Below are 23496 nucleotides of genomic sequence, written 5' to 3' on the forward strand. Positions count from 1 at the left end.
GCGGGGACCGGCTCAGAGCCTCACGATCCGCCCACCACGCATCGGCCCTGCCACTCCGGTCGTGCCCGGGAACGAGATGGGCAGCCCGTGAAACGTCCGCGCAGCCAGAAACGCGAAGGCCTCAGCCTCTATGCTGTCACCGCGCCAGCCGTGATCTTCGGCAGTCCTGACGCGCATCGGCAGCCGCTCCGCAAGTACCTTCATGATCTCCGGATTGTGGCGCCCGCCGCCGCAGACGATGACCTCGGTGGGCGTCTGACCGATGGCCTCGAACGCCCGTTTTACGCCTTCCGCCATGAAGGCCACCAGGGTCGCGGCAGCGTCCTCGAGCTTCAGCCCCGCCAACGGCTCCAGCGAAAGGTCATAACGGTCCAGCGACTTGGGCGGCCTGGCGCGGAAATACGGATGCGCCAGCAACACGCTCATGACCCCCTCATCCGCGCGACCAACGCTGGCGTACTTGCCACCGTCGTCGAACCGGCCCGCGCCATGCGCCTGGACCATCAGGTCGATCATGCCATTCCCGGGGCCGGTATCGAACGCGACCAGGTCCTCTCCCCCCGACCAGAAGGTCACATTGGCCACGCCGCCGATATTCAAAACCGCCAGCGGAGCTGACAGCCCCGAAGCCTTCGCGCGGGCCAGGTGATAGATCGGCGCCAGGGGCGCACCCTCCCCGCCTGCAGCCACATCGGCGCTCCGGAAGTCAAAGGCCACCGGGCGGCCGGTGAGCCGGGCCAGCATCACCCCGTCGCCCAACTGGATTGTACGCCCGGGAACGCCGTCGCGGGGACGCTCATGGAACACCGTCTGACCATGCATGCCGATCAGATCGATGTCCGGCCAGGCGAGGCCGTTGGTCGCCAGAAAGGTCTCGGCGGCTGCGAAATGCTCTTCGGCCACCATCGCCGCCGTGTGCTGGAAGATGGCGGGTTCGGAAGCCCCCCTCTCCAGACCCAGTGCCTGTCGCGTCGCCTCCAGCACCACGTCACGCGTGGCGTCCGACAGCTTGCGCTCTCCGGCCGGGCCAAATGTCTGAATCGAGACGCCATCCGTCTCCAGCACCGCCATGTCGACGGCGTCCAGCGAAGTGCCTGTCATGAATCCCAGAACACGCATGGCCCTTGACTGCCACGACTGCGCCAATGTAGCCAGCCCGCCATGCCCGGTCCTGTCGCCCGCACCGAACCCTATTACCGCCTGCCCCGTTAGCAGGCCGCCGATCCTTCGCGCCTGCCCTTCCCGGCCGGCGCCAGATCCCCAGACACTCCCGCCGGCCTCCTCAATCTTCAAGGAGCCCTGCCATGTCCCTCGAAACTACGCCCGCCGCCGTGCTAGAGCGCGCGCCACTTGAACATTCCCTGATCGACCCCGAGATACCCCCGATGTCCGACGCCGCCTTCCAGTCCGAATTCCTCAAAACCATGCAGGCGCGGGGCTACATCCATCAGATCACCCATCCTGCGGAGCTGGATGTGGCGGCTAGGACCGGCGTCGTTACGGCCTACATCGGGTTCGACGCAACGGCCTCCAGCCTGCATGTGGGCCATCTGATCCAGATCATGATGCTGCGACGCCTGCAGCAGGCCGGCCATAAGCCCGTCGTGCTGATGGGCGGCGGCACCACCAAGGTCGGCGACCCGACCGACAAGGACGGCCAGCGCCCTCTGCTGACCGACGCCCAGATCCAGGGCAACATTTCCACCATCAAGGGAACCTTCCAGAAGTTCCTGACCTTCGGCGACGGGCCCACGGACGCGGTGATGGTCAACAACGACGACTGGCTGTCGAAGTTCGGCTATGTCCAGTTTCTCCGCGACTACGGCGTCCATTTCACGATCAACCGGATGCTGGCCTTTGACAGCGTGAAGAACCGGCTCGAGCGTGAGCAGCCGATGACCTTCCTGGAATTCAACTACATGCTGATGCAGTCGGTGGATTTCCTCGAGTTGGCGCGAAGCCACGGCTGCGTGCTGCAGATGGGCGGTTCCGACCAGTGGGGCAACATCGTCAACGGCGTGGAACTGATCCGCCGCGTGGACCAGAAGGCGGCGTTCGGCCTGACCACGCCCCTGCTTTCGACAGCCTCGGGCCAGAAGATGGGCAAGACCGTCGGGGGGGCCGTCTGGCTCAACGCCGATATGCGCAGCCCCTACGACTACTGGCAGTTCTGGCGCAACACAGAGGATGCGGACGTTGGCCGCTTTCTGCGTCTGTTCACCGACCTGCCTCTGGACGAGATCGCCCGCCTGGAGGCCCTGCCGGGCGCGGAGATCAACGACGCCAAGAAGGTGCTGGCGAACGAGGCCACACGGATGCTGCACGGCGCAGATGCGGCAAGCCGGGCCGCAGCCGGCGCACAGGATGTGTTCGAGAAGGGTACACTCTCCGCCGAACTGCCCGTGGTGGAAGTCAGCAAGGCCGAGTTTCCAGATGCCCGCACGACGGCGACGCTGGTGAAGGAGGCCGGCCTCGCCGCCTCGCTTGGCGAGGCCCGCAAACTGATCGCCAATGGCGGTGTCGCCATCAACGACCAACGCATGACCACGGACGACAAACACACCTACGACCAACTGCTGCCGGACCTGCAGGCCTTCAAGGTTCAGGTCGGGAAGAAGAAGATCGTCCTGGTGAAGCCGATCTGACACTCAACTGTCCCCCCATGTGGCGGAAAACGAGGAGCTTGAGATGACCGACCTGATCGAGGGCGCGCCAGCGCCGGACTTCAACATGGAAACCCCTGACGGTCCCGTGAAACTGGCCGATTTCGCGGGTAAGGCGCTGGTTCTCTACTTCTATCCCAAGGACGACACCGGCGGCTGCACCAAGGAAGCCCAGGCTTTTTCGGCGCTGATTGACGACTTCCAGAAGGCTGGTGCGGCCGTTGTGGGGGTTTCGAAGGACAGCCTGGCGTCACACCGGAAGTTTCAGGCCAAATACGGTCTGGCGGTCACCCTCGCCTCCGATCCCGAGGGCGAGACCGTTGCCGCCTATGGGTCCTGGGTCGAGAAGAGCATGTATGGCCGAAGCTACATGGGCATCGACCGCTCGACGTTCCTCATCAAGGACGGAAAGTTCGTCCGAGTCTGGCGCAAGGTACGGGTGCCGGGCCACGCGGATGAGGTTTTGAGCGAACTGCGTGCGCTGTAACTGGCGGACGTTCTCGATGAACAATGATCATGTGAGATCAATCCGGCAACCCGGCGTTAACAATGGCTGAAGAGCCTTGCCTCAAGGCTGAAAGTCGTCACATAAGGCCTTCGACTTGGGGCCTGAGGTCTTTCGGAAGCATGGATCGACTGACGACGCTACGGCGCTCGCTCGAGGAGCTGTTCCCCGAACGCCACCTGTATGTGCGTTCCGGCGGTGCCATGAAGGCGTTTGTCCTGACCAGCCGCAAGCAGATGTTCATGGCCGCTGGCGTGGCCGGCTGCGCACTCTGGATGGGCGTCTCGACAGCCGCCATGCTGGTGGACCTGATGTCGGCATCGGCCTCAGATCGAGAATTCGCAACCCTGAAGGCCCAGTCCGAACGTTATGTCGCCGACCGGCAGGCGCGGCTGGACAGCGCGATGGCGCGCCTCAATGCCGCCTCCGGTTCAAATGCGGACGCCGCGACGGCGATCGAAAAGCGACATGCGGCCCTCGCCATGCTGCTGACGGATATGAAGGGCTCACCAGGCGCGGCAGAGGCGCTCACACCGGCCATCGACCGCGCCCTCGCCAAGCCCGATGCGGCGCCCGCGCGGCGAATTGAAATGGTCCGGGTCGGGCAGGAACAACTGCTCGAGGCTGCCGATAGCTTCTCAAAGGGTCGCGCCGACCGGCTCCGACTGGCTTTCCGGATGGCAGGGCTATCGCCTTCGACCTACGCCGACCGCGGTGGCTCCCTGGGCGGCCCGCTGATTGAATCCAAGGACCCGCGCGCTCTGGCCGCCGTGCTCGACGTGGACGAAGATTTCGCCGTTCGCATCCAACGGGTCGCGCGCGACCTGTCAGAGGCCCAGTCCCTGTCGGAAGCCGCCAATGAGCTTCCTTTCGGACGGCCCACCACCAACGCCACCCAGACCAGCGGCTACGGCGTCCGGTTCGATCCCTTCACGCGCCGTCCGGCCTACCATTCCGGTCTGGATTTCTCGGGCGCCCACGCGACGCCGATCTATTCCACCGGTCCTGGCATCGTCGCTTACACCGGTGTCCGCTCCGGCTACGGCAACGTGGTTGAAATCGACCACGGTCGGGGACTTAAGACCCGATATGCCCACCTGTCTTCTTTTGCGGTGCGCCCCGGACAGCGCGTCTCGGTCGGCCAGCGAATCGCGGGCATGGGATCGACAGGTCGATCTACTGGGACACATCTGCACTATGAGGTATGGGTAAATGGTCGCGCCCAGAACCCGGGCCGCTTCCTGAAGGCCGGTCAGTATGTTCTCCAAGGCGACTAGGGGCGCAGAGCCCGTCGAACATTTGCCACCTCGCAAGCCGATGGTCGCGTCATTGGTGGCCGAAGGCGTGAGGCTCAAGGGCGACTTGCTGACGGATGGCGACCTGCATCTGGACGGCGCACTGGAAGGCGATCTCAGGGTCGGGCGACTGACCATAGGCGAGACCGGCCTCGTCGCCGGTACGATTCAGGCCGAAAGCGTTGAGATCCGGGGTCGGGTAGTCGGTACGATTTCGGCCCGCCAGGTGCGGTTGCTGGCCACGGCCCGCGTCGATGGCGATATCAACCATACCGAACTGTCCATCGAGGCGGGCGCACATTTCGAAGGCCGCAGCCTCATGATTGTGCCCGCGCCGGTGGTCGACGCCGTGCCGCAGATTGGGGTCGCGGCGGAATAACTGTCTATGCGTCGCGCGTCGCGCCGACCCGCTGGGCAAGCGCCGCGCCCATGAACTGGTCCAGGTCCCCGTCAAGCACGCCGCCGGTATCCGAGGTTTCCACCTCGGTGCGAAGGTCCTTGACCATCTGATAGGGCTGCAGGACGTAGCTGCGGATCTGGTGGCCCCAGCCGATGTCGGTCTTCTGATCCTCGATGGCCGCCTGTGCCGCCTCACGCCGCTGCAGTTCGGCCTCGTAGAGCCGGGCGCGCAGCATCTTCCAGGCCTCTTCGCGGTTCTGGTGCTGGGACCGGCCCATCTGGCACGCCACCGCTATGCCGGTCGGCAGGTGGGTCAGGCGCACGGCGCTGTCGGTCTTGTTGATGTGCTGCCCACCGGCGCCGGACGCGCGATAGGTGTCGGTGCGCACGTCCGAAGGATTGATCTCGATGACGATGTTGTCGTCAACTACCGGATAGACCCAGACTGATGCAAAGCTGGTGTGCCGCTTGGCCGCGCTGTCGTAGGGCGAAATGCGTACCAGCCGATGTACGCCGGCCTCGGTCTTCAGCCAGCCGTAGGCATTGGGGCCTTTCACCTGCAGGGTGACAGACTTGATTCCGGCCTGCTCGCCAGAGGTTTCTTCCAGGAAGTCGACCGTCATGCCGTGAGCGTTCGCCCAGCGGGAGTACATCCTGAGCAGCATGCCGGCCCAGTCGTTGGATTCCGTGCCGCCGGCGCCGGAGTTGATTTCCACGAAGGCGTCGTTGCCGTCGGCCTCACCGGACAGCAGCGCCTCGAGTTCGGCGCGGGCGCCGCGCTCCTTGATGGCCCGCAGTTGGGCGCGAGCCTCTTCCAGGCTGGCCTCATCCCCCTCCTCGTCTGCCATCTCGGCGTAGCCCACGGCGTCCGTGAGGTCGCGCTCAAGCGACATCACGGCCTCAACCTGGGCGGCCAGCCTTGATCGTTCGCGTGTCAGAGCCTGGGCGGCCTCGGCGTTGTCCCAAAGGGTCGGATCTTCGACCCTGGCGTTCAGCTCATCAAGTTTACGAAGCGCGACATCCCAGTCAAAGACGCCTCCTGAGCAGGTCGATCGACTGCTCGATGTCGGCCTTGGCGGCCTCGACATCCAATCTCATTGGGGTAACTCCAGGTAGAGCCTTTCCAGATTAGATAGACTCATCTGATACGGATAAAAAGGCTCGCTATTCAGATATTTAGAGCATGACGGGCGCTTCAGCCGATATCCAATTGAAGCTGTCATGCTCTAAGGGCGCGGGATGTAGTCCGGCTTGGCGATCAGAACAAGTCGGAGAGATCGTCCTTCTTTTTCGCCGCCGGCGCCGCCGGCGCCACGGCTGCGGCGGCGTTGGGTGCGCCGGTGACGCCGTTCTGGAAGACCTTGTTGTAGGGTTGAGGTCCGGTGGGCGCACCCGCTTCGCCCACGGGCGCTGCCAGACTGGTGGGCTCGGTGCCTGCGCGGAAAGCTTCACGAATGCCCCGGATCATGGCGAACCTGGCCTCGGTCGGCGCCTTGAATTCCTCGGCTGGCTTGTCCTTCAGCGCGACCCCCATGAAATCCACAAAGATCGGGACAGCGGCGACACTGCCGGTCTCGTTGTTTCCCAGGCTGCGATTGTCATCAAACCCGATGTAGACGCCCACGACCAGCTGGGGCGAAAAGCCCATGAACCAGGCCGAGCGATAGTCGTTGGTGGTGCCCGTCTTGCCGCCCACCGGCTTGCCCAGCGACAGGGCTTGCGTCGCCGTGCCGCGCTGCACCACACCCTGCAGCATCGATGTGATCTGATAGGCCGTGACCGGGTTCAGGACCTGATCTCCGGTACGCAGAATTCGCGGACTCTCGGCCCCGCCGAAGCCCTGGTCGCAGCGATCACATTCCCGTCGGTCGGCCCGCCAGATGACCTTTCCGTTGCGATCCTGAACCATCTCAATCAGGTGCGGCTGCACAAGGCGCCCGCCATTGACGAAGGTCGAATAGGCCCCTGCCATCCGGTAGACCGTGGTCTCGCCGGCGCCGAGCGCCATGGCCAGCACCCTGTCCATCTTCTTTGTTTCACCAAGGCGTTCGGCCAGGTCGGCGACCTTGGTCATCCCGATCGACTGGGCCAGCCGAACCGTCATGGTGTTGCGCGACAGTTCCAGTCCTTTCCGAAGCGTGAGTGCGCCGTAGTAGTCGCGGCTGTAATTCTCGGGGCTCCAGTTCTCGCCGCCGTAGCCCTTGAGCGTGATCGGCGCGTCCAGAACCGTATTGGCCGGCGTAAAGCCGTTCTCGAGGGCCGCAGCATAGACAATCGGCTTGAACGACGACCCGGGCTGCCGCAGCGCCTGGGTGGCCCGGTTGAAACTCGAGAGCGAGAACGAGTATCCGCCGACCATCGCCACCACGCGCCCGGAATAGGGCTCCATGGCCACCAGAGCGCCGTTCACCGCTGGCACCTGCTTCAGCCGATATCCGGCGCCCTCCTCGGTAGGCGCGACGAAGATCAGATCGCCGACCCCGATGCCCTTCCCTACCCGGGCCCACGACACATCCTGACCAGCCAGCGCCCCCACCGCACCGTCGACCGTGCGGATCTGCACAGATCCACCCGCTACGCTGGTGACCACGGCCTGCAGCCAGGTTCTACGTTCCGCCGGCTTCGACCGCTTCTTGGCGATGGCCTCCCAGCCGGTCAAAGTGTCCACCTTGCCCCACGCGCCGCGCCAGCCATGGCGGCGGTCGTAGCTCTCGAGACCATTCATCAGCGCCGTGCGCGCCGCGCTCTGCAGCGCCGGGTCTAGCGTGGTGCGTACGTAGTAGCCACCGGCATTCAGGCGCTCGTCGCCGAGTTCCTTCATGTTGAGCGAGATGCGGCGCACCTCCTCGACGAAGTAGTCGGCGTCGCGATACTGAGACCGGCTCGGGGCTGCTTGAACCTTCAGGGGCTCACGCATCGCCGCCTCGGCTTCCGCACGGCTGACCCAGCCCAGGTCCGCCATCTGACCGAGAATCCAGTTACGGCGTCCGACCGCCTGCCCGTAGCGCCGCGTCGGGTGATAATTGTCAGGTCCTTTGGGCAGCGCCGCCAGATAGGCGCTCTCCGCGAGGGTCAACTCGCTCAAGGACTTGCCGAAGTAGTTATAGGCCGCAGCGCCGACCCCGAAGGAGCGATATCCCAGCCAGATCTCGTTCATGTAGAGTTCGAGGATCCGCTCCTTGGAAAGCGTGCTTTCCAGCTGCGACGCCAGGATCGCCTCCTTTAGCTTGCGTCCAACGGTCTGGTCGCTGGTCAGCAGGATGTTCTTGGCCACCTGCTGGGTTATGGTGGACCCGCCCTCGAGGCGCCGCCCCTGGGCGATATTGAGAACATTCTTGGCCATGGCCCGGCCAAAGCCACCGATGTCCACCCCGCCGTGCTTGAAGAAGCCGTGGTCCTCCGCCGCCAGGAACGCCTGCGCCGTCTGAGCGGGGATCGCGTCGTACGGCACAAAGATCCGACGTTCGCGGGAGAATTCTCCTATCAGGGTGCCGTCCCAGGCATAGGCACGGGTCGCCGTTGGCGGATGATAGTCCACCAGATCGCCCGCATCGGGCATGTCGTGAAACAGCCAGGCCGAATAGATTCCCGTAGCCAGCGCAGCGACCGCCACGAAGCTCAGAGCCATGACGCCGGCCAGTCCAACCCACCGGGCGGGTCCTGCCCGTTCGGATGTGTCCGGGGGGGTCAATGGCGCACAGGCTCCCGGGCGCGAAGGCCCTTGCAAAGCCTGTCGTCTAGCCTGTGTTGCGGCGGGCGCCAACGGCCCCGCGCGCGCCGTTCGTCACCAGCCGGCCAACCGGATGCTCTCGCCGAAGTGCTCGTCAACAGCCTGCGCCACTGCGGTCATCAACCTGGACCGGCTTGCCGGATCGCGAAGTCGCGCTTCGTCCTCGGGATTTGAGACAAACCCCATCTCCAGCAACACCGCCGGAACATCCGGCGCCAGAAGCACCATGAATCCAGCGTCGCGATGGCTGCGTCGCAGCAATGGCGCCTTGCCCTCGATCCTGGACACCAGGGTCTGGGCGAAGACTGCGGAGCGATTGCGCGTGGCACGCTGGGTCAGGTCAAAGAGGATATCACGCACGCCCTGGTCCCCGGCCAGGCTGGCCTTCATGAACCAGTTGTCGTTGCTGACAAAACGGGTGGCGCGCTGCGTGGCCTTGTCCGAAAGTGTGTAGACCGACGCGCCTTTGAGCCCGGGTTCAGGCCCCGAATCAGCATGGATCGAGATGAATAGATCCGCGTCCGCCCGCTGGGCGATCCTGACCCGGCTGTCGAGCGGGACATAGACGTCCGATGACCGGGTCATGACGACCTTGTAGCGTCCGGTTCGGGTAAGCTTGTCGGCAAGTGTCTGGGCGGCGGCGAGGTTCAGGTCCTTCTCCAGCCCCTTGGCGCCGATCGCCCCGCTGTCGCGACCTCCATGCCCGGCGTCAATCACCACTACTTTCTTCAGGGGAAGAGGCGTGGATTTGGCGGGCAGCACGGGCATGCGTGCAGGCAGAAACTGCGTGCGGACCGCCGGCGCCGGCGGTTTTGGCGCAGACGAAGCCGTCATGACCGCACCCGGCGACGCCGCAACATCAATGACATAGCGATAGGAGGTCATCCCATCTGCGGGTGGCAACAGGAACCGCCTTGAAACCTTGCCGTCGGCCGCCAGATCCATCTGCAGCCGGGCGCCGCCCTGATGGGGGTCCACCAGCCAGGCCTTGACCACCCCACGACCGGGACCCTGCTGAACTTGCGCGACCTTTACGCCGGTCAGCAATACAACAACGCGTCGGTTTGCCGATCCGTCCGACAGCACCCGGGCCGCTGTGACGCCGTCCAGTTCAATCACGGCGCGGGTCTGGGCGGCATCCCCCCCGACACGCACCTTCAAAAGATTGACGTCGGCGGTGGCGGCCTGACTGGCCGCGACGGCGGCGAGCCCGATGCCGACAACGAGCAGGGCCGCCGCGGCGCGCCCTCTCTTTTGTCCGACCATCGCCCTCAAGCGCCCAATCATACCAAAGTCCTGAAAGACCGGCTCTTCGGCCACCGCGAAGCCATCCGACATATAGTCCGGAACGCCGTGGACAAAGGGTTAACGAGGTCTTGCAGTGCTCAACGCTTTCCTTTTGCCCGCTGGTCTTGCTATTATAAGCCGGCGCGGCGTCGCAGGCTTGCATTGAGCCCGAACGCCAAGCGACAAAAACAAGCCTGCGTCGGCTTGGACCGAATCCTCGGTGACGACGCATCCTCCGATTCGCGTCCTTCGGGACGCGCCTGGGAACACATCCGATGAGCTTCGCAGCTCGAGCCTCCGCCGGCCTCCAGGCCGCCCGATACGCCGATCCCGGCGTATTGCGGGGTGACGCGCGCGTTCATCCCACACACCGGCTGCGCCTGGGCCATACCCCCGCGCGCCGCGGAGACATTTCGAATGCCCAAGACTATGTTGATCGATGCAGCTCACGCCGAAGAGACGCGTGTGGTTGTGGTCGACGGAAGCCGCGTTGAAGAGTTTGATTTCGAAAGCCAGAACCGGAAACAGCTTCGGGGAAACATTTACCTCGCCAAGGTAACCCGGGTTGAGCCGTCCCTGCAGGCGGCCTTCATCGAGTATGGCGGCAATCGCCATGGCTTCCTCGCCTTCAACGAAATCCACCCGGACTACTATCAGATCCCCCTGGCCGACCGTGAAGCGCTGATGCGTGAAGAGGCCGAGGATCACGATGAGGATCGTCCTGAGCCGCGCGGTCGGGGATCCCGCAACGCGGTGAGCGAGGGCGGCGACGAGGATGATGGCGACGAGCCTCACACCGCCAGCGACGATGATGACGACGTCATGGAAGAAGAGGTCGCACGTCGCCGTCGGCGGCTAATGCGTCGCTACAAGATCCAGGAAGTCATCCGCCGCCGGCAGATCATGCTGGTTCAGGTCGTCAAGGAAGAGCGCGGCAACAAGGGTGCGGCGCTGACAACCTATCTGTCGCTCGCCGGACGCTACGGCGTGTTGATGCCGAACACCGCGCGCGGCGGCGGCATCAGCCGCAAGATCGACACCGCCACCGATCGCAAGCGCCTCAAGGGCGTGGTGGCCAGCCTGGATGTCCCACAGGGCATGGGCCTGATCGTCCGGACGGCCGGCGCCAAGCGCACCAAGGCCGAGATCAAGCGCGACTACGACTATCTGCTGCGTCTGTGGGAAAACATCCGCGAGACCACACTGCACTCGATCGCGCCGGCTCTGATCTACGAGGAAGAAGACCTCGTGAAGCGCACGATCCGCGATCTCTACGACAAGGACATCGACGAGGTCTGGGTCGAGGGAGAAGGCGCCTACAAGGAAGCCCGCGACTTCATGCGGATGCTGATGCCCTCGCAGGCCAAGAAGGTGATGGCCTATCGCGAGCCGACCCCGCTCTTCGTCAAGCACCGGGTCGAGGATCACCTGAGCCAGATCTATTCACCGACGGTTCCGCTTCGATCCGGTGGCTACTTGGTGATCAACCAGACCGAGGCGCTGGTCGCCGTCGACGTGAACTCCGGGAAGTCGACCCGCGAGCGGAACATCGAGGCCACCGCGCTCAAGACCAACATGGAGGCGGCTGAGGAAGCCGCCCGCCAGCTGCGCCTGCGCGACCTGGCCGGCCTGATCGTCATCGACTTCATCGACATGGATGAGTCGAAGAATAACCGCGCCGTAGAAAAGAAGCTGAAAGACTGCCTGAAGGACGACCGCGCCCGCGTGCAGATGGGCAAGATCAGTCCGTTCGGCCTGATGGAGATCAGCCGCCAGCGCCGCCGGTCCGGCGTCCTGGAAGGCACCACCCATGTCTGCGAGCATTGCGCCGGCACCGGGCGGGTGCGCTCCGTGGAGTCCAGCGCCCTCTCCGCCCTGCGCGCCATGGAACTGGAAGCCATGAAGGGCGGAGGTGAGGCGTGCCTGCGCGTTCCCCGCGCCGTTGGCCTCTACATCCTCAACGAAAAGCGGCCTCATCTGGCGCGCCTTTTCCAGGCCCAGGGCCTGTTCGTCACCGTCGTGATCGAAGACGACATGGCCCACGCCGAGCACGTGATCGAGCGCACCTCGATGGAAACACGGCCCGAGCATGCGGCCTCGATGGCCGCGCCGATGATCCAGGCCTTCGACCCCTCCGGAGACGACAACCTCGACGATGAGGTCTTCGACGATGAGGACGAGGAAGACGCGAACGAGGACGACGAAGCCGCCCTCGAAGCCGAGGACACCGATGACGACGCGGCCCACGTCAGATCCGATCGTGAGGACCGCCCGCGCGATGATGACGAAGACGGGAGCCGCCGGCGGGGACGCCGCCGTCGCCGTGGACGTCGTGATGAACCGAGATCCGGTGAAGCCGAACGCGGGCCGCGACCCGCTGGCGACGTTACCGCTGCTGCCGATGGCGACGACGAGGCGGCGCGCCGCCGCCGGCGCGGTCGTCGGGGCGGGCGACGCATGCGCGATGATTTCCGTCCGCAGGACAACTTCTCCTGGGTTCGGCCCTGGGTGCCCTACGGTGATGATCCCTTTGTCTGGTATGACCCTTCAGAAGATCTGAAGCCCGTCGCACCGCCGACCAGTGACGCCCGTCCGGCGCCGCGCCCTGAACCCGCACCGGCCCGTCCGGTTGTCGCTCGCGAGGGCGAGGACGATATCTGGGTCGAACTGCCGGCCGCCGAGGACAAGCCAAAGCGCGCGCGACGCGGCCGCGGACGCGGTCGTAACCGCGATCGTGAGACACCGGTTGTCGAAGCGGAGGTCGCCATCGAGGCCGCGGAGGCGGTCGAGGTCGTTGTCGAGGTGGAACCTGAGCCCGTTGCGGAGGTCGTTCCGCCGGCAGCCGAAACGCCGATCGCCAAGCCCAGGCGTTCCCGTTCAAAGAAAGCGGCGCCGACAGCCGGAGCGGAGATTGAAACCGCCACGCAACCTGCCGCCGTCGCACCCCAGACGGCAGAACCTGAGCCGGAACCAGAACCCGAGGTGTCGCCGAAAGCCCCGGATCCCGACGAAATCAGTGGCCCGGCGCCGGCGCCGCGCAAGGGCTGGTGGAGACGCGGCTAAGGCATTAGCATCGGCCCGGGGCGGACTTATCAGGACAGAGTGTACGCATGATCTCTCCGCCCCGGTCGATTTCGCGAATGGCCTCGGTCGTCGCTCTCGCCGCCAGTCTGGCGATGACTCCGTCACTGGCCAACGCCCAGTCGCTGATCCGTGACACCGAGATCGAGGAGATCCTGTTCCGCGACTCCGCGCCGATCCTCGAGGCGGCAGGCATCGACTCCAAGAGCGTCGAGATCCTGCTGATCGGCTCCAAGGAGCTCAACGCCTTCGCCGCACCGCGGGTGATGGGCTTCTACACCGGTCTGATCCTGGAATCCGACGACCCCAACGAACTCCAGGGCGTCATCGCCCACGAAGTCGGCCATCTGGCCGGCGGTCACAGCGCGCGTTCCGATGACTTCAACCGCGCCGGCATGCGTCCGTTTCTGCTGACCATGGGTCTGGGCGTACTGGCGGCTCTTGCCGGCTCGCCGGAAGCGGCCATTGGCCTGGCCAGCAGCGCCAGCATGTTCGGCACCATCGGCGCGCTGGGCTACAGCCGCGAACAGGAAAGCCGCGCCGATCAGGCCGGCGCCACCCTGCTCGACAAGGCCGGTCTCTCCGGCAAGGGGCTGGCCGACTTCTTTGACAACTTCCGCTACCAGGAAGTCTTCGACGAGGCGCGCCGGTTCGCCTACTTCCGTAGCCACCCGATTTCGTCGGACCGCATAGAAGCCCTGCGCCGGCGCGTGGAAAAGCAGCCGAACTACGGCAAGGTCGACAGCCCCGAGGCCATCGCTGAACACGCCGTGATGAAGGCCAAGCTGGACGCCTTCCTCAATCCGCAGATCGCCATCGCCAAATACAGCGAAAAGGCCACCGACTATCCGTCCCGCTACGCCCGCGCCATCGCCTACTACCAGCTGAAAGAACCGGAACGCGCCATCAAACTGATCGACGTGCTGCTGAACGAACAGCCGCAGAATCCCTATCTCTGGGAATTGAAAGGCCAGATCCTCTTCGAATTCGGCCGTACTCAGGAAGCGGAGGCTCCGCAGCGAAAGTCCGTCGCCCTGAAACCGGAAGCGCCCCTGCTCCGGATCAATCTGGGGCAGACCCTCATCGCCCTCGACGACAAGGCCAAGGTGAATGAGGGCGTGGCCGAACTTCGCAAATCCCTGACCCAGGAAGAGGACAACGCGGTCGCCTGGCGGCTGTTGGCCGAAGCCTACGACAAGCTGGGCAAGGATGGTCTGGCCCGCCTGGCCACGGCTGAATACAACTTCAATGTCGGTGACAAGCGCCAGGCGCGGGTGTTTGCGATGCGGGCGCGCGAGATGCTGGACAAGGGGACGCCCGAGTGGCGGCGCGCTACCGACATATTCCTGGTCTCGGAGCCCAGTCGGGAGGAAATGCGTAGCCTTGGCCGCGAAGGTCTGGTTGCCGTAGCGGCGCATTGAGTCCGGCGGCCCGTCAGACTATCTGAGCTTCATGAAAGCCGCTGCTCCTCTCGCCTTGGCGCTGGTCGCCGCCCTTGCCGTCGCCGGTTGCCAGAACACGGAGGATGCCGCGTTCGGCGCGAAGGTGCGCAGCTACCTCCTGGCCCACCCCGAGGTGCTCGAGGAAATGGCGGCGAAGCTGCAGGAGAAGCAGCAGCTCAAACAGCAGACGGCGGCGAAGGATGCGCTGGCGAAGTTCCGCCAGCAGCTGGAGCGTGACCCACGCGATCTCGTCTTCAACTCCGGTGGTTCAGTGACGGTGGTCGAGTTTTTCGACTACAATTGCGGCTACTGCAAAGTGGCCGCACCGGAAGTCGTGAAGCTGATCAAGAGCAATCCGGATGTGCGGTTTGTCTTCAAGGAATTCGCCTTCCAGACGCAGGATTCCATTGCTGCGGCGAAGATGGTCCTGACGCCCACGGCCCGGCCAAAGGGTCTGGAGCTCTACACAGCCCTGATGGCCCAGAAGCCGCTCAATCCCGAAACGGTGGATCGTGTGTTCAAGGCCGCCGGGGTCGATCCCGCCCGGGCCCGCGCCGGCGCCAATGATCCTGCCATCGAGCGCCAGATTGCGGAGACCCACGATCTGGCCCGCGCGCTTGGCATCGACGGCACGCCGGCCTTTGTTGTCGGGGACCAGATCATTCACGGCGCCGACCTGAACGCCCTGAAAGCCGCCATCGAGGCCGCAAGGGCGGGACCGATGAAGCGGCCATCTTCGTCAACCTGAACCGGAACGGGGACCCAAGGATGGGCGAGCGCATACTTGTGATCGGGGCCGGCATGGCCGGTCTGTGGAGCGCCATGGCGCTTGCTGGCGGCGATCGGGAAATCCTGCTGCTGGATCGTGATCCATCTCCGCCCGATGGCGGGGCGGACGTGGCCTTTGAGGACTGGAAGCGCCGGGGTGTCAGTCACCTGCGGCACAGCCACGCCTTCCTGGCCCGCCTGCGCACCCTGGCCCGCGACCGCCACCCGGCCCTGCTGGACGCCCTGCTGGAAGCCGGTTGTCGCGAACTCGGCTTCGAAGGTTCGCTGACAGAACGCCACAAGCAGAACTATCGCCCCGAGCCGATCGACCAGGATCTGGCCATCCTCACCAGCCGGCGCACGACCCTGGAACTGGTCATGCGGCGCTATGCTGAACAGTTGCCCGGGGTCACGATCCAGCCGGAGACCTTCGTCAAGTCGCTGATCGTCGAACCCGGCGCCACCGCAAGGGTCACGGGCGTGCGGCTGGAGGACGGCCGTGAACTCGCCTGCGACATCCTGGTCGATGCGGCCGGACGAAACTCTCAGGCGCCGGAACTGCTCGCCGCCGCCGGGGTGGCGATCCCGGAAACGTCAGAGGCCTGCGGGGTCATCTACTACACCCGTCACTACCGTCTGGAACCGGGCGCAGCAGAACCGCCGCGCGGCGCAGGCTCAACCACCGGCGATCTGGGCTATCTGAAGTTCGGCGTCTTCCCCGGGGACAACGGCTGCTTCTCCATCACACTCTGCGTGCCCGAGGTCGAGGAGGAGATGCGCAAGGCGATCGTGGCGCCCGAGGCGTTTGACGCCATCTGTCGCACCCTGCCCGGCGTGGCCGCCTGGATCGAGCCGGAGCGCACCCGCCCCACCAGCCGGGTCTTCGGCATGGGCCAGCTGGAAAGCCGCTGGCGCGAACTTGCGCCCGGGGACCAGCCTGTCGTCCTGGGCTTCTTCCCTGTCGGCGACAGCATTGTGCGAACCAATCCGCTCTATGGACGCGGCTGCTCGTTCGCCGCTGTCAGCGCCCATCTGCTGGCCGACAGCCTTCTGGCCAGTCGCGATCCAGCAGAGCGGTTGAAATGCTACCGCGACGCCCTCAACCGCGATCTACGACCCTATTATGACGCCATGCGCCAGGCCGACCGCTCGGCCATCAAGCGCGCGCGGGCAGCCTTGCTGCCGCCCAAACCTCTCACCCTTCGCGGCCGGCTGATGAAGGGCTTCCTGGAAGACGGCGTCGCCATCGCCATGCGCGAGGATGTGGCGCTCCTGCGCGCCTTCCTGCGCGGCTTTCACATGCTGGAGCATCCCAACGCCTGGCTGAAGCGTCCCGCCAACATCGCCCGCATCGTCAGGGTCTGGGCCCGCGGCAAGACCCGCAACGCCGCGCTCTACCCGCCGAAGAGCGGCCCGGAACGCACCGAGATGTTCGAAACCCTCGGCATCCCGCATTTGGCTGACATGGAACGGGTCCGCGCCGAAGCGGCTTGACCGCCGTGACGTAAAGGCGCGAGCCTCCGCCATTCCCTTCCGGAGGACGCGCGATGGCTGAGTTCAAACTGCTGATCAACGGTCAACTGGTGGCCGGCGACGCCACCATGGACGTGATCAACCCCGCGACCGAAGACACGGTCGCCACCTGCGCACGCGCCTCCATCGCCCAGCTGGACCAGGCGGTCGCGGCCGCCAAGGCCGCCTTCCCGGCCTGGAGCAAGACCAGCATCGACACCCGGCGCGCGGCCCTGATCGCCATGGCCGACGCGATCCAGGCCAACGTTCCGGAACTGGCCCGCCTGCTGACCCAGGAACAGGGCAAGCCGCTGGAAGCCGCCATGGGCGAGATCTTCGGCGCCTCGGCCTTCTTCCGCTACTTCGCCAGTCTCGATCTGCCGGCGAAGGTCGTCCAGGATACCGCCGAGGCGAAGGTCGAGATCCGCCGCAAGCCGCTGGGCGTGATCGGGGCCATCGTGCCCTGGAACTTCCCGATCATCCTGATGGCCTTCAAGGTCCCCGCCGCCCTGCTGGCCGGCAACACCATCGTGCTGAAGCCGGCGGCCACGACGCCGCTGACCACGCTCCGCATCGCCGAACTCGTGAAGGACCTGCTGCCGCCCGGCGTGCTCAACGTCATCGCCGACGCCAACGACCTGGGCGCCGCCATCACCAGCCACCCCGATATCCGCAAGATCAGCTTCACCGGCTCCACCGAGACCGGCAAGCGCGTCATGGCCGGCGCCGCCAGTGCGCTCAAGCGCGTGACCCTGGAACTGGGCGGCAACGACGCGGCCATCGTCATGGGCGACGTGGATCCAGTCGCCACCGCCCCCAAGATCTTCAACGCCGCCTTCCAGAACTCGGGCCAGGTCTGCATCGCCGCCAAGCGGGTCTACGTCCACGAGAGCATCTACGACGCCATGTGCGACGAGCTCGCCAGGCTGGCTGACGCCGCCGTCGTGGGCGACGGCCTGGAACAGGGCACCCAGTTCGGTCCCCTGCAGAACAAGGCCCAGTTCGACAAGGTGCTGGGCTACATCGAAGCCGGACGCCGCGACGGCAACATCATCGCCGGCGGCCACCGCCAGGGCGACAAGGGCTATTTCATCCGCCCCACCATCGTGCGCGATATCACCGACGGCTCCGCCCTGGTGGACGAAGAACAGTTCGGTCCCGTCCTGCCGATCATCAAATACGCCGACGCCGACGATGCGGTCGTTCGCGCCAACGCCTCGGACTACGGCCTGGGCGGCTCTGTCTGGGCCAAGGACAGCGACAAGGCCTGGGATCTGGCCGCCGGCATGGAGAGCGGCACCGTCTGGATCAACAAGCACGCCGACCTGCAACCCCACCTGCCCTTCGGCGGCGCCAAGTTCTCCGGCCTGGGCAGCGAACTGGGCCAGGAAGGCCTGAACGAGTTCACCCAGATCCAGGTGCTCAACATGGCGCGGTAGCGGGCGCCGACAGGTTGAGACCGCCCATTTACGACGTCCCGACAGGCCGCTCAGAACAACGCTGCCACCCCTGCGGACTGCGGCGCACGCTTGGGTGGCCGCCCGATCACCGGAGCCGTCAAGGCGCGGCCCGCCGACGCTTCCAGCGCCTTGATCCACGCTGCAATTACGATGATGGTGTGGACGGCGCTCCTCTGATGATGTCCTGCAACGACAATCATCATGGCACGCAGATGCCGCTCACGAGCGCCGTCCACACCATCACCGTAATTCCTCATCCCCGGACGCCCGAAGATCAAGCGCGCCGTCTCCGTCGGCGAGTTACGGCGTCGTCCACGGCATCACTGAACCTGAGATTATCGCTGTGGCGCCAGCGCTTCGATGATCTTGCAGTCCCACACCGTACCGTTACGGCATGCGCCAACCATACGGTCGAGTTCGCTGCGGAGCGCCACCAGGTCGCTGATCTTGCGCTCTACTTCGTCTAGATGGACGCGTGCGATGCCGTCGATCGCTTCGCAGGACTGCGATGGATCATCGGAGAGCGTCAGCAGGTTGCGCACAGCTTCGATGCTGAATCCCAGATCACGGGCGCGCCGGATGAACGACAGGCGGGCGAGATGGTCGCCGCCATAGGCGCGATAATTGGTCGACGTGCGCGCGGGCGGCGAAAGCAGCCCTACTTTCTCATAGTAGCGCACGGTCTCGACGTTGGTCCCCGTCGAATTCGCCAGTTCGCTGATTTTCACCGCTTGACCCTGTAGTTACTACAGGGTGTACCTAGCTTTCCGGCTCGGAAATTGTCGAGAAGGAAATGCTATGCCAGACCCGTGCTCAGATCCAGGAGAGACACTGTGAAAGTCGATCTCTCCACCAGAATAGGCCTCCCCGTCGAGACGGTCTGGACCGAGGTTCAGACACCCGCTTTGCTGAAGCACATCGCCTGGCCGCTATTGCGGTTTGTGCCGGCCGGCAGCGAACCGCTGGAGACGTTCAAGCCCGGAGGTCGCTATCTGGTGAAGCTCCGGCTGTTCGGCCTTTTGCCTTTCGGCACACAGTGGATCGTTACCTCACTGCACCAGCCCGAGGAGGGAGAGTGGCCCAGGCGCCTGCGCGACGATGGCTACGGCCCGATGATCCGAAAGTGGGATCACTGGATTACGATTGCACCAAACCCCGACGGCGGCACAGATTACCGGGACGAGGTGGAAATCTCGGCAGGTGTGCTGACGCCGTTCATCTGGGCGTTTGCACAGGTTTTCTACCGGCATCGCCAGCGGCGCTGGCGCGCCCTTGCCCGCACGTTGCATGCCCGTCGCCTCATAAAACGCGAAATGGCAGCATTCGAGTACGCCCGATCAGAGGGTGATATCGCCACCGCATGGAGCGCCCTCGAACGGGCTCATGTTGTTTCACAGCCGTACCTGGGGCCGCATCTTGCCAATCACTGGGCAATGTTGAGCCTGGCTGCTGAGCAGCGCGATTTGAGGGAAGCGGTGGGCCAGATCGTCCGACTCGCGCTTGCGCCCCTCGGCGCGGCGACCGGCCGAATTCCCGTCGGCAACACGGGGCGCGCCAATGTCAGTGCGTTCCAACCGATGCCCATCGCCGATGACCTGCGCCGCGACATGGAAGACGAGCGAACACCACCACCGTGATTCCTCACCTCCCCCGCGTAGCGCCGGGTCGAAGCCGGAGGCGAGCCCGGGGGCTCGGCGCAGGCGTCCCGGAAGACAACCCCAATCTGGCATACTTCCGACAGACAAGGGGGCAGGCCTCATCGCCCCATATACGCGCCCCCGAAAACCGATGTACCCTCACCGCCAAACAAACGGCTGTGCGCCGCTATGGGGAGACACATCAATGGCTGGCGTTTTCGCACGCTCTCGCATTCTCATCCTCGCCTGTGCGCTGGCGGCGAGCGGCGGATGGGCCAGCGCCCAGGACGTCCCGCGCACCGCGTCCGGCCGCGCCGACCTGACCGGCACCTGGACCAGCCGCACCATGACCCCGCTGGAACGGCCCCCGAGCCAGCCCCGCCTGGTGCTCACGCGTGAGGAGGCCGACAAGCTCGCCGGGCGTACTGCCGCCTTCTTCGCCGCCGACAGCAAGCAGACCGACCCCAACGCGCCGCCCCCGCGCGAGTCCAGCGATCCCGGCGGCTACAACGCCTTCTGGGTGGACCCCGGCGACGGCTACTCAGTGGTCAAGGGCGAGATCCGCGCCTCCGGCATCGTCGAGCCTGCCGATGGCCGCATCCCCTACCGCGACCGGGCGGCCAGTACCGTGCTCCAGCGCCGGATCGGCCTGGAATACGCCACCGGCCGGGGTGACTATACCGACCCCGAGGACCTGCCCCTGAGAGAGCGCTGCCTCATCGGCTTCGGCAACACCGGCGGCCCCGGCATGCTGGGCTCGCTCTACAACAACACCTACCAGTTCGTGCAGACCGAGACGCACATGGCGATGCTGATCGAGATGGTCCACGACATGCGCATCATCCCGATCTTCCCCACGGCGGCTGCGGCCCGCGCCGCACACCGCCCGGCGGCCATCACGCCCTGGCTGGGCGATTCCGTGGGCTGGTGGGAAGGCGACACCTTCGTGATGGAGACCGCCAACGTCCACCCGGCCCAGTCGGCCGAAAGCTCCATCCCGCTCACAAAAGACGGCCGGATCGTCGAGCGCTTCACCCGGGTCGGCAAGGGCGAGATCTTCTACCAGTTCGAAGTGACCGACCCCGGCCACTACACCCGCCCCTGGAAAGCCGAATACACCCTCACCGCCCCCAAGGGCAGCGTCTACGAATACGCCTGCCACGAAGGCAACTACGCCATGGAAGGCATCCTTGGCGGCGCACGACTGGCGGAGAAGCAGGCGGCGGGGGGCGCAGCGCCCGGGAAGTGACCGGGAGCTGCCGGGCACAAGCCACCGCTACAACGCCCGCTTATCCCGGCGAATGCCGGGACCCAGATCGTAAGGCTGGGCGATGGGCGCTCAATCCCGGAATTCCTTCGCGCTGTCCCGACGGCGCCAGTTTCTGCTATAAAGCCACCATGACCCGCGCTGACGTCATTGCCACCCTGCGCGACCGCGCCGATGAATTGCGCGCCAGCGGCGTCGTGCATGTCGCGCTCTTCGGCTCGGTCGCCCGCGACACGGCCGGGCCGGACAGCGACGTCGACCTCATCGTCGAAACTTCCAAACCGCTCACCCTGTTCACCCTGGGCCCCCTGCACGACCAGTTCTCGGCCATCCTTGGGCGCCCGGTGGATATCCTGGCCAAGGCCGGCTTCAACCGGTCTCAACGCCTGCAACGGGGCGCAGCCGCCGATCTGGTCCATGTCTTCTGATCGCCGCAAGCCGCTTGCCCCGGAAGCGATCATTGAGCGCGCCCTGCAGCAGATCGCCTTGATCAACCGGTGGACAACAGGGTTGGACGTCGAGGAATATGTCGCAGATGAACTGCGGCGTTACGCAGTCGAGCGGGCTTTCATTGCCTTGGGCGAGGCGGTCAAGGACCTCAGCCGGGTGATTGATCTGCAAACGCTCGACCCTGAAGGCCCCTGGAAGGAACCAGCAAGGTTCCGGGATTTCCTGGCCCACGACTACGACGACCAGGTCATTCCCGATATCGTCTGGGCAACCATCTCAGACGGCCTGCCCGATCTTGAGCAGGCTCTGACGCGCGTCGATGGCGTATTGGGGCGTCCGTGTGGATAGGTCGTGGGCCGCCATGTGGGCCGGACAGCGCCGTCATCGCAGCCCTTGAACCAGGACCTGAAATGGCGCGCCAGAGATCAGCAGCAGTCCCAACGCGAGCTCGAAACCGACGGCCGCCCAGTTCTTCCCGGTCCTGGCGTCATCCAGAAAGATCGAAACCATCCGGCCCAGTCCGGCGCCCGCCCAGGCGGCGCCGACCGCCAGATAGGCCGCCGGACTGTCCGTGACCACCGGCGCAAGCCCCAGCAGGATGAAGGTGATCCCCAGGGTCCCCCGAAACTCACCCCGCGCCTCGGGCGTGGTTGCGGTCAATCCCGTCAGTGCCGATGCCCGCCCGGGAAAGAACAGCCCCAGACAGCCCATGGCGATGGTGATCCCCGCGCCCGCCAGGTTGAACCCATCCATTGCACACCTCCTCAAATCGCAACGGATCGGTTGCTACCAAGCAGGTTTCGGTCCGAATAGTACGCACCTTTTGGTGCCTGTCGGCTCATGATATGGGCTGGCCGCATGAAGCCGAACGTCCTCTCCAGAAACTGCAACTCGCGCGCCTACATGACCGTGGTGGCCAGCAAATGGTCACTCATGACGATCCACGCCCTGGCCGAGGGCCCGCGTCGCAATGGGGAGCTGATCCGGGCGGTCGAGGGCATCTCCCAGAAGATGCTGACCCAGACGCTACGACAACTGGAAGACCTGCACATTGTCGCCCGCACAGACCTGCAAACCGTCCCGCCCCACGTCACCTACGAACTGACCCCGCTCGGCCGATCCCTGCGAACTGAAGTCCAGTCCCTGATCCGATGGGTCGAAGCCCACATGCCGGAACTGGGCGGAAAAGCCTGAGGCCGGCTACTGGGGCGGAGCGGACCAAACGCCAAGGCCGCCGCCAGCCGGCCGTCGAACAGTTCGTGGCGGGCGCCAGCCCCACGCACCGCCCTGGCCACCACGCCACGCCCACCCCCCAAGTGTCATCCCGGTTTCGCCAGGGGCGAAGACCGGGACCCATAAACACAAGCGGCGCCGGTCCTGAATGGACAGCGCCGCCTCGAGTTCCGGGCCGGCGACAAGCCTGATCCCCTGCGCCAGTCACATCCCACGCGCCACGCCGCGCACATAAGCTCATCCCGGCGAACTCAGGGGACCCAGATCGTTGGGCTGGGCGTCGTAAAGGAGGGGATGGGTGGACTATGCCGTGACGCTTTTCCGGAAACGTCGGTGTTTGGGTAAAGTGTCGCCGTATTCCCACGGAATTTTCTAGGCCATAATCCCTAAGATGAGCCTTCAATTACTCTCCAACGAAATTGCCCACTTCCTGGCGAGCGAGAAGCCTGAGGTCCTTTGCATCACAGGTAAATGGGGTGTCGGAAAGACATACGCCTGGAACACCGCCTTAAAGGAAGTTCAGGCTGAAAAGGGGCTTCCGCTTGCGCGGTACGCCTACGTTTCCCTTTTTGGTCAGGGGTCTCTGGATGACGTCAAGAACGCGATCTGGGAAAACTCCGTGGCGAGCCAAAGCGTCGAAGCGACACCTAGGCTCAGGACTCATTGATCATAGCCAGAAGATGACGGTGGCAGCGAGAGCGATGGCGGACATGAAGGTGTGTGCGCATCGGTCGTATCGGGTGTGGATGCGCCGCCAGTCCTTGAGG

21 protein-coding genes and 1 pseudogene are annotated in these 23496 nt (G+C 65.0%); 14 read left to right on the forward strand and 8 right to left on the reverse strand.

Features of this window, described 5'->3' with window-relative positions:
- Positions 1–12: 12 nt before the first annotated feature.
- A complete protein-coding gene (locus ACIQ3B_RS12925) occupies positions 13–1119 on the reverse strand; it encodes an anhydro-N-acetylmuramic acid kinase (RefSeq protein ID WP_397403190.1) in 1107 nt (368 codons plus the stop codon).
- Positions 1120–1385: 266 nt separating this feature from the next.
- On the opposite strand from ACIQ3B_RS12925, the gene tyrS reads away from it, so the two are divergent.
- The 4 genes from tyrS (at position 1386) to ACIQ3B_RS12945 (ending at position 4842) form a co-directional block, all read left to right on the forward strand.
- On the forward strand, positions 1386–2645 hold the full coding sequence (gene tyrS / locus ACIQ3B_RS12930; RefSeq protein WP_397403229.1) for a tyrosine--tRNA ligase: 1260 nt from the start codon (positions 1386–1388) through the stop codon (positions 2643–2645).
- Between the two features lie 43 nt (positions 2646–2688).
- Positions 2689–3150: a peroxiredoxin gene (locus ACIQ3B_RS12935; RefSeq protein ID WP_397403192.1), complete on the forward strand. Its 462-nt coding sequence runs from the start codon at positions 2689–2691 to the stop codon at positions 3148–3150.
- A 140-nt stretch (positions 3151–3290) separates the two neighbouring features.
- The gene (locus ACIQ3B_RS12940; protein ID WP_397403194.1) at positions 3291–4445 is read left to right on the forward strand and encodes a M23 family metallopeptidase; all 1155 of its coding nucleotides are present in this window, start codon (positions 3291–3293) and stop codon (positions 4443–4445) included.
- 40 nt (positions 4446–4485) lie between these two features.
- Positions 4486–4842 (forward strand): polymer-forming cytoskeletal protein, encoded by a 357-nt coding sequence (locus ACIQ3B_RS12945; protein ID WP_397403196.1) that lies wholly within the window; start codon positions 4486–4488, stop codon positions 4840–4842.
- 4 nt (positions 4843–4846) lie between these two features.
- Here ACIQ3B_RS12945 and prfB read toward each other — a convergent pair.
- The 3 genes from prfB to ACIQ3B_RS12960 form a co-directional block, all read right to left on the reverse strand.
- A protein-coding gene (gene prfB, locus ACIQ3B_RS12950) for a peptide chain release factor 2 (RefSeq protein WP_397403198.1) occupies positions 4847–5960 on the reverse strand; the annotation gives its coding sequence in 2 pieces (ribosomal slippage) (positions 4847–5890 and positions 5892–5960; 1113 coding nt in all).
- Between the two features lie 160 nt (positions 5961–6120).
- Positions 6121–8490 (reverse strand): penicillin-binding protein 1A, encoded by a 2370-nt coding sequence (locus ACIQ3B_RS12955; protein WP_397403200.1) that lies wholly within the window; start codon positions 8488–8490, stop codon positions 6121–6123.
- A gap of 156 nt (positions 8491–8646) precedes the next feature.
- On the reverse strand, positions 8647–9858 hold the full coding sequence (locus ACIQ3B_RS12960; RefSeq protein ID WP_397403202.1) for an N-acetylmuramoyl-L-alanine amidase: 1212 nt from the start codon (positions 9856–9858) through the stop codon (positions 8647–8649).
- A 438-nt stretch (positions 9859–10296) separates the two neighbouring features.
- On the opposite strand from ACIQ3B_RS12960, the gene ACIQ3B_RS12965 reads away from it, so the two are divergent.
- From ACIQ3B_RS12965 to ACIQ3B_RS12985, 5 genes are read left to right on the forward strand one after another with little or no spacing between them, the layout of a single operon-like run.
- Positions 10297–12942: a ribonuclease E/G gene (locus tag ACIQ3B_RS12965; RefSeq protein ID WP_397403204.1), complete on the forward strand. Its 2646-nt coding sequence runs from the start codon at positions 10297–10299 to the stop codon at positions 12940–12942.
- A 47-nt stretch (positions 12943–12989) separates the two neighbouring features.
- Positions 12990–14381, forward strand: a complete 1392-nt coding sequence (locus ACIQ3B_RS12970; RefSeq protein WP_397403206.1) for a M48 family metalloprotease — start codon at positions 12990–12992, stop codon at positions 14379–14381.
- Between the two features lie 31 nt (positions 14382–14412).
- Complete coding sequence (locus tag ACIQ3B_RS12975; protein ID WP_397403208.1) at positions 14413–15150, forward strand: DsbA family protein; 738 nt, start codon at positions 14413–14415, stop codon at positions 15148–15150.
- 20 nt (positions 15151–15170) lie between these two features.
- Entirely contained in the window at positions 15171–16664 is a 1494-nt protein-coding gene (locus ACIQ3B_RS12980) for an NAD(P)/FAD-dependent oxidoreductase (protein ID WP_397403210.1), read from the forward strand.
- Positions 16665–16717: 53 nt separating this feature from the next.
- Positions 16718–18121: an aldehyde dehydrogenase family protein gene (locus ACIQ3B_RS12985; RefSeq protein ID WP_397403212.1), complete on the forward strand. Its 1404-nt coding sequence runs from the start codon at positions 16718–16720 to the stop codon at positions 18119–18121.
- 50 nt (positions 18122–18171) lie between these two features.
- Here ACIQ3B_RS12985 and ACIQ3B_RS12990 read toward each other — a convergent pair whose 3' ends face one another.
- Positions 18172–18399 (reverse strand): hypothetical protein, encoded by a 228-nt coding sequence (locus ACIQ3B_RS12990; protein WP_397403214.1) that lies wholly within the window; start codon positions 18397–18399, stop codon positions 18172–18174.
- Positions 18400–18477: 78 nt separating this feature from the next.
- A complete protein-coding gene (locus ACIQ3B_RS12995) occupies positions 18478–18870 on the reverse strand; it encodes a helix-turn-helix domain-containing protein (RefSeq protein ID WP_397403216.1) in 393 nt (130 codons plus the stop codon).
- Between the two features lie 105 nt (positions 18871–18975).
- On the opposite strand from ACIQ3B_RS12995, the gene ACIQ3B_RS13000 reads away from it, so the two are divergent.
- The 4 genes from ACIQ3B_RS13000 (at position 18976) to ACIQ3B_RS13015 (ending at position 21844) form a co-directional block, all read left to right on the forward strand.
- A complete protein-coding gene (locus ACIQ3B_RS13000; protein WP_397403218.1) occupies positions 18976–19779 on the forward strand; it encodes a DUF3703 domain-containing protein in 804 nt (267 codons plus the stop codon).
- A 205-nt stretch (positions 19780–19984) separates the two neighbouring features.
- Positions 19985–21028: a hypothetical protein gene (locus ACIQ3B_RS13005; protein ID WP_397403220.1), complete on the forward strand. Its 1044-nt coding sequence runs from the start codon at positions 19985–19987 to the stop codon at positions 21026–21028.
- Between the two features lie 149 nt (positions 21029–21177).
- Positions 21178–21474, forward strand: a complete 297-nt coding sequence (locus ACIQ3B_RS13010) for a nucleotidyltransferase family protein (protein WP_397403222.1) — start codon at positions 21178–21180, stop codon at positions 21472–21474.
- Positions 21464–21844, forward strand: a complete 381-nt coding sequence (locus ACIQ3B_RS13015; protein ID WP_397403223.1) for a DUF86 domain-containing protein — start codon at positions 21464–21466, stop codon at positions 21842–21844. The genes ACIQ3B_RS13010 and ACIQ3B_RS13015 overlap by 11 nt, the downstream gene beginning before the upstream one ends.
- A gap of 33 nt (positions 21845–21877) precedes the next feature.
- On the opposite strand, the gene ACIQ3B_RS13020 is transcribed toward ACIQ3B_RS13015, so the two are convergent.
- Entirely contained in the window at positions 21878–22249 is a 372-nt protein-coding gene (locus tag ACIQ3B_RS13020) for a DUF4345 family protein (RefSeq protein ID WP_397403225.1), read from the reverse strand.
- 105 nt (positions 22250–22354) lie between these two features.
- On the opposite strand from ACIQ3B_RS13020, the gene ACIQ3B_RS13025 reads away from it, so the two are divergent.
- Positions 22355–22690: a winged helix-turn-helix transcriptional regulator gene (locus ACIQ3B_RS13025; protein ID WP_397403227.1), complete on the forward strand. Its 336-nt coding sequence runs from the start codon at positions 22355–22357 to the stop codon at positions 22688–22690.
- A 706-nt stretch (positions 22691–23396) separates the two neighbouring features.
- Here ACIQ3B_RS13025 and ACIQ3B_RS13030 read toward each other — a convergent pair.
- Positions 23397–23496: pseudogene (locus ACIQ3B_RS13030) on the reverse strand (IS5/IS1182 family transposase); the annotation flags it as partial.

The sequence above is a fragment of the Phenylobacterium sp. genome (assembly GCF_044358365.1).
In the GTDB taxonomy this organism is placed as follows: domain Bacteria; phylum Pseudomonadota; class Alphaproteobacteria; order Caulobacterales; family Caulobacteraceae; genus Phenylobacterium.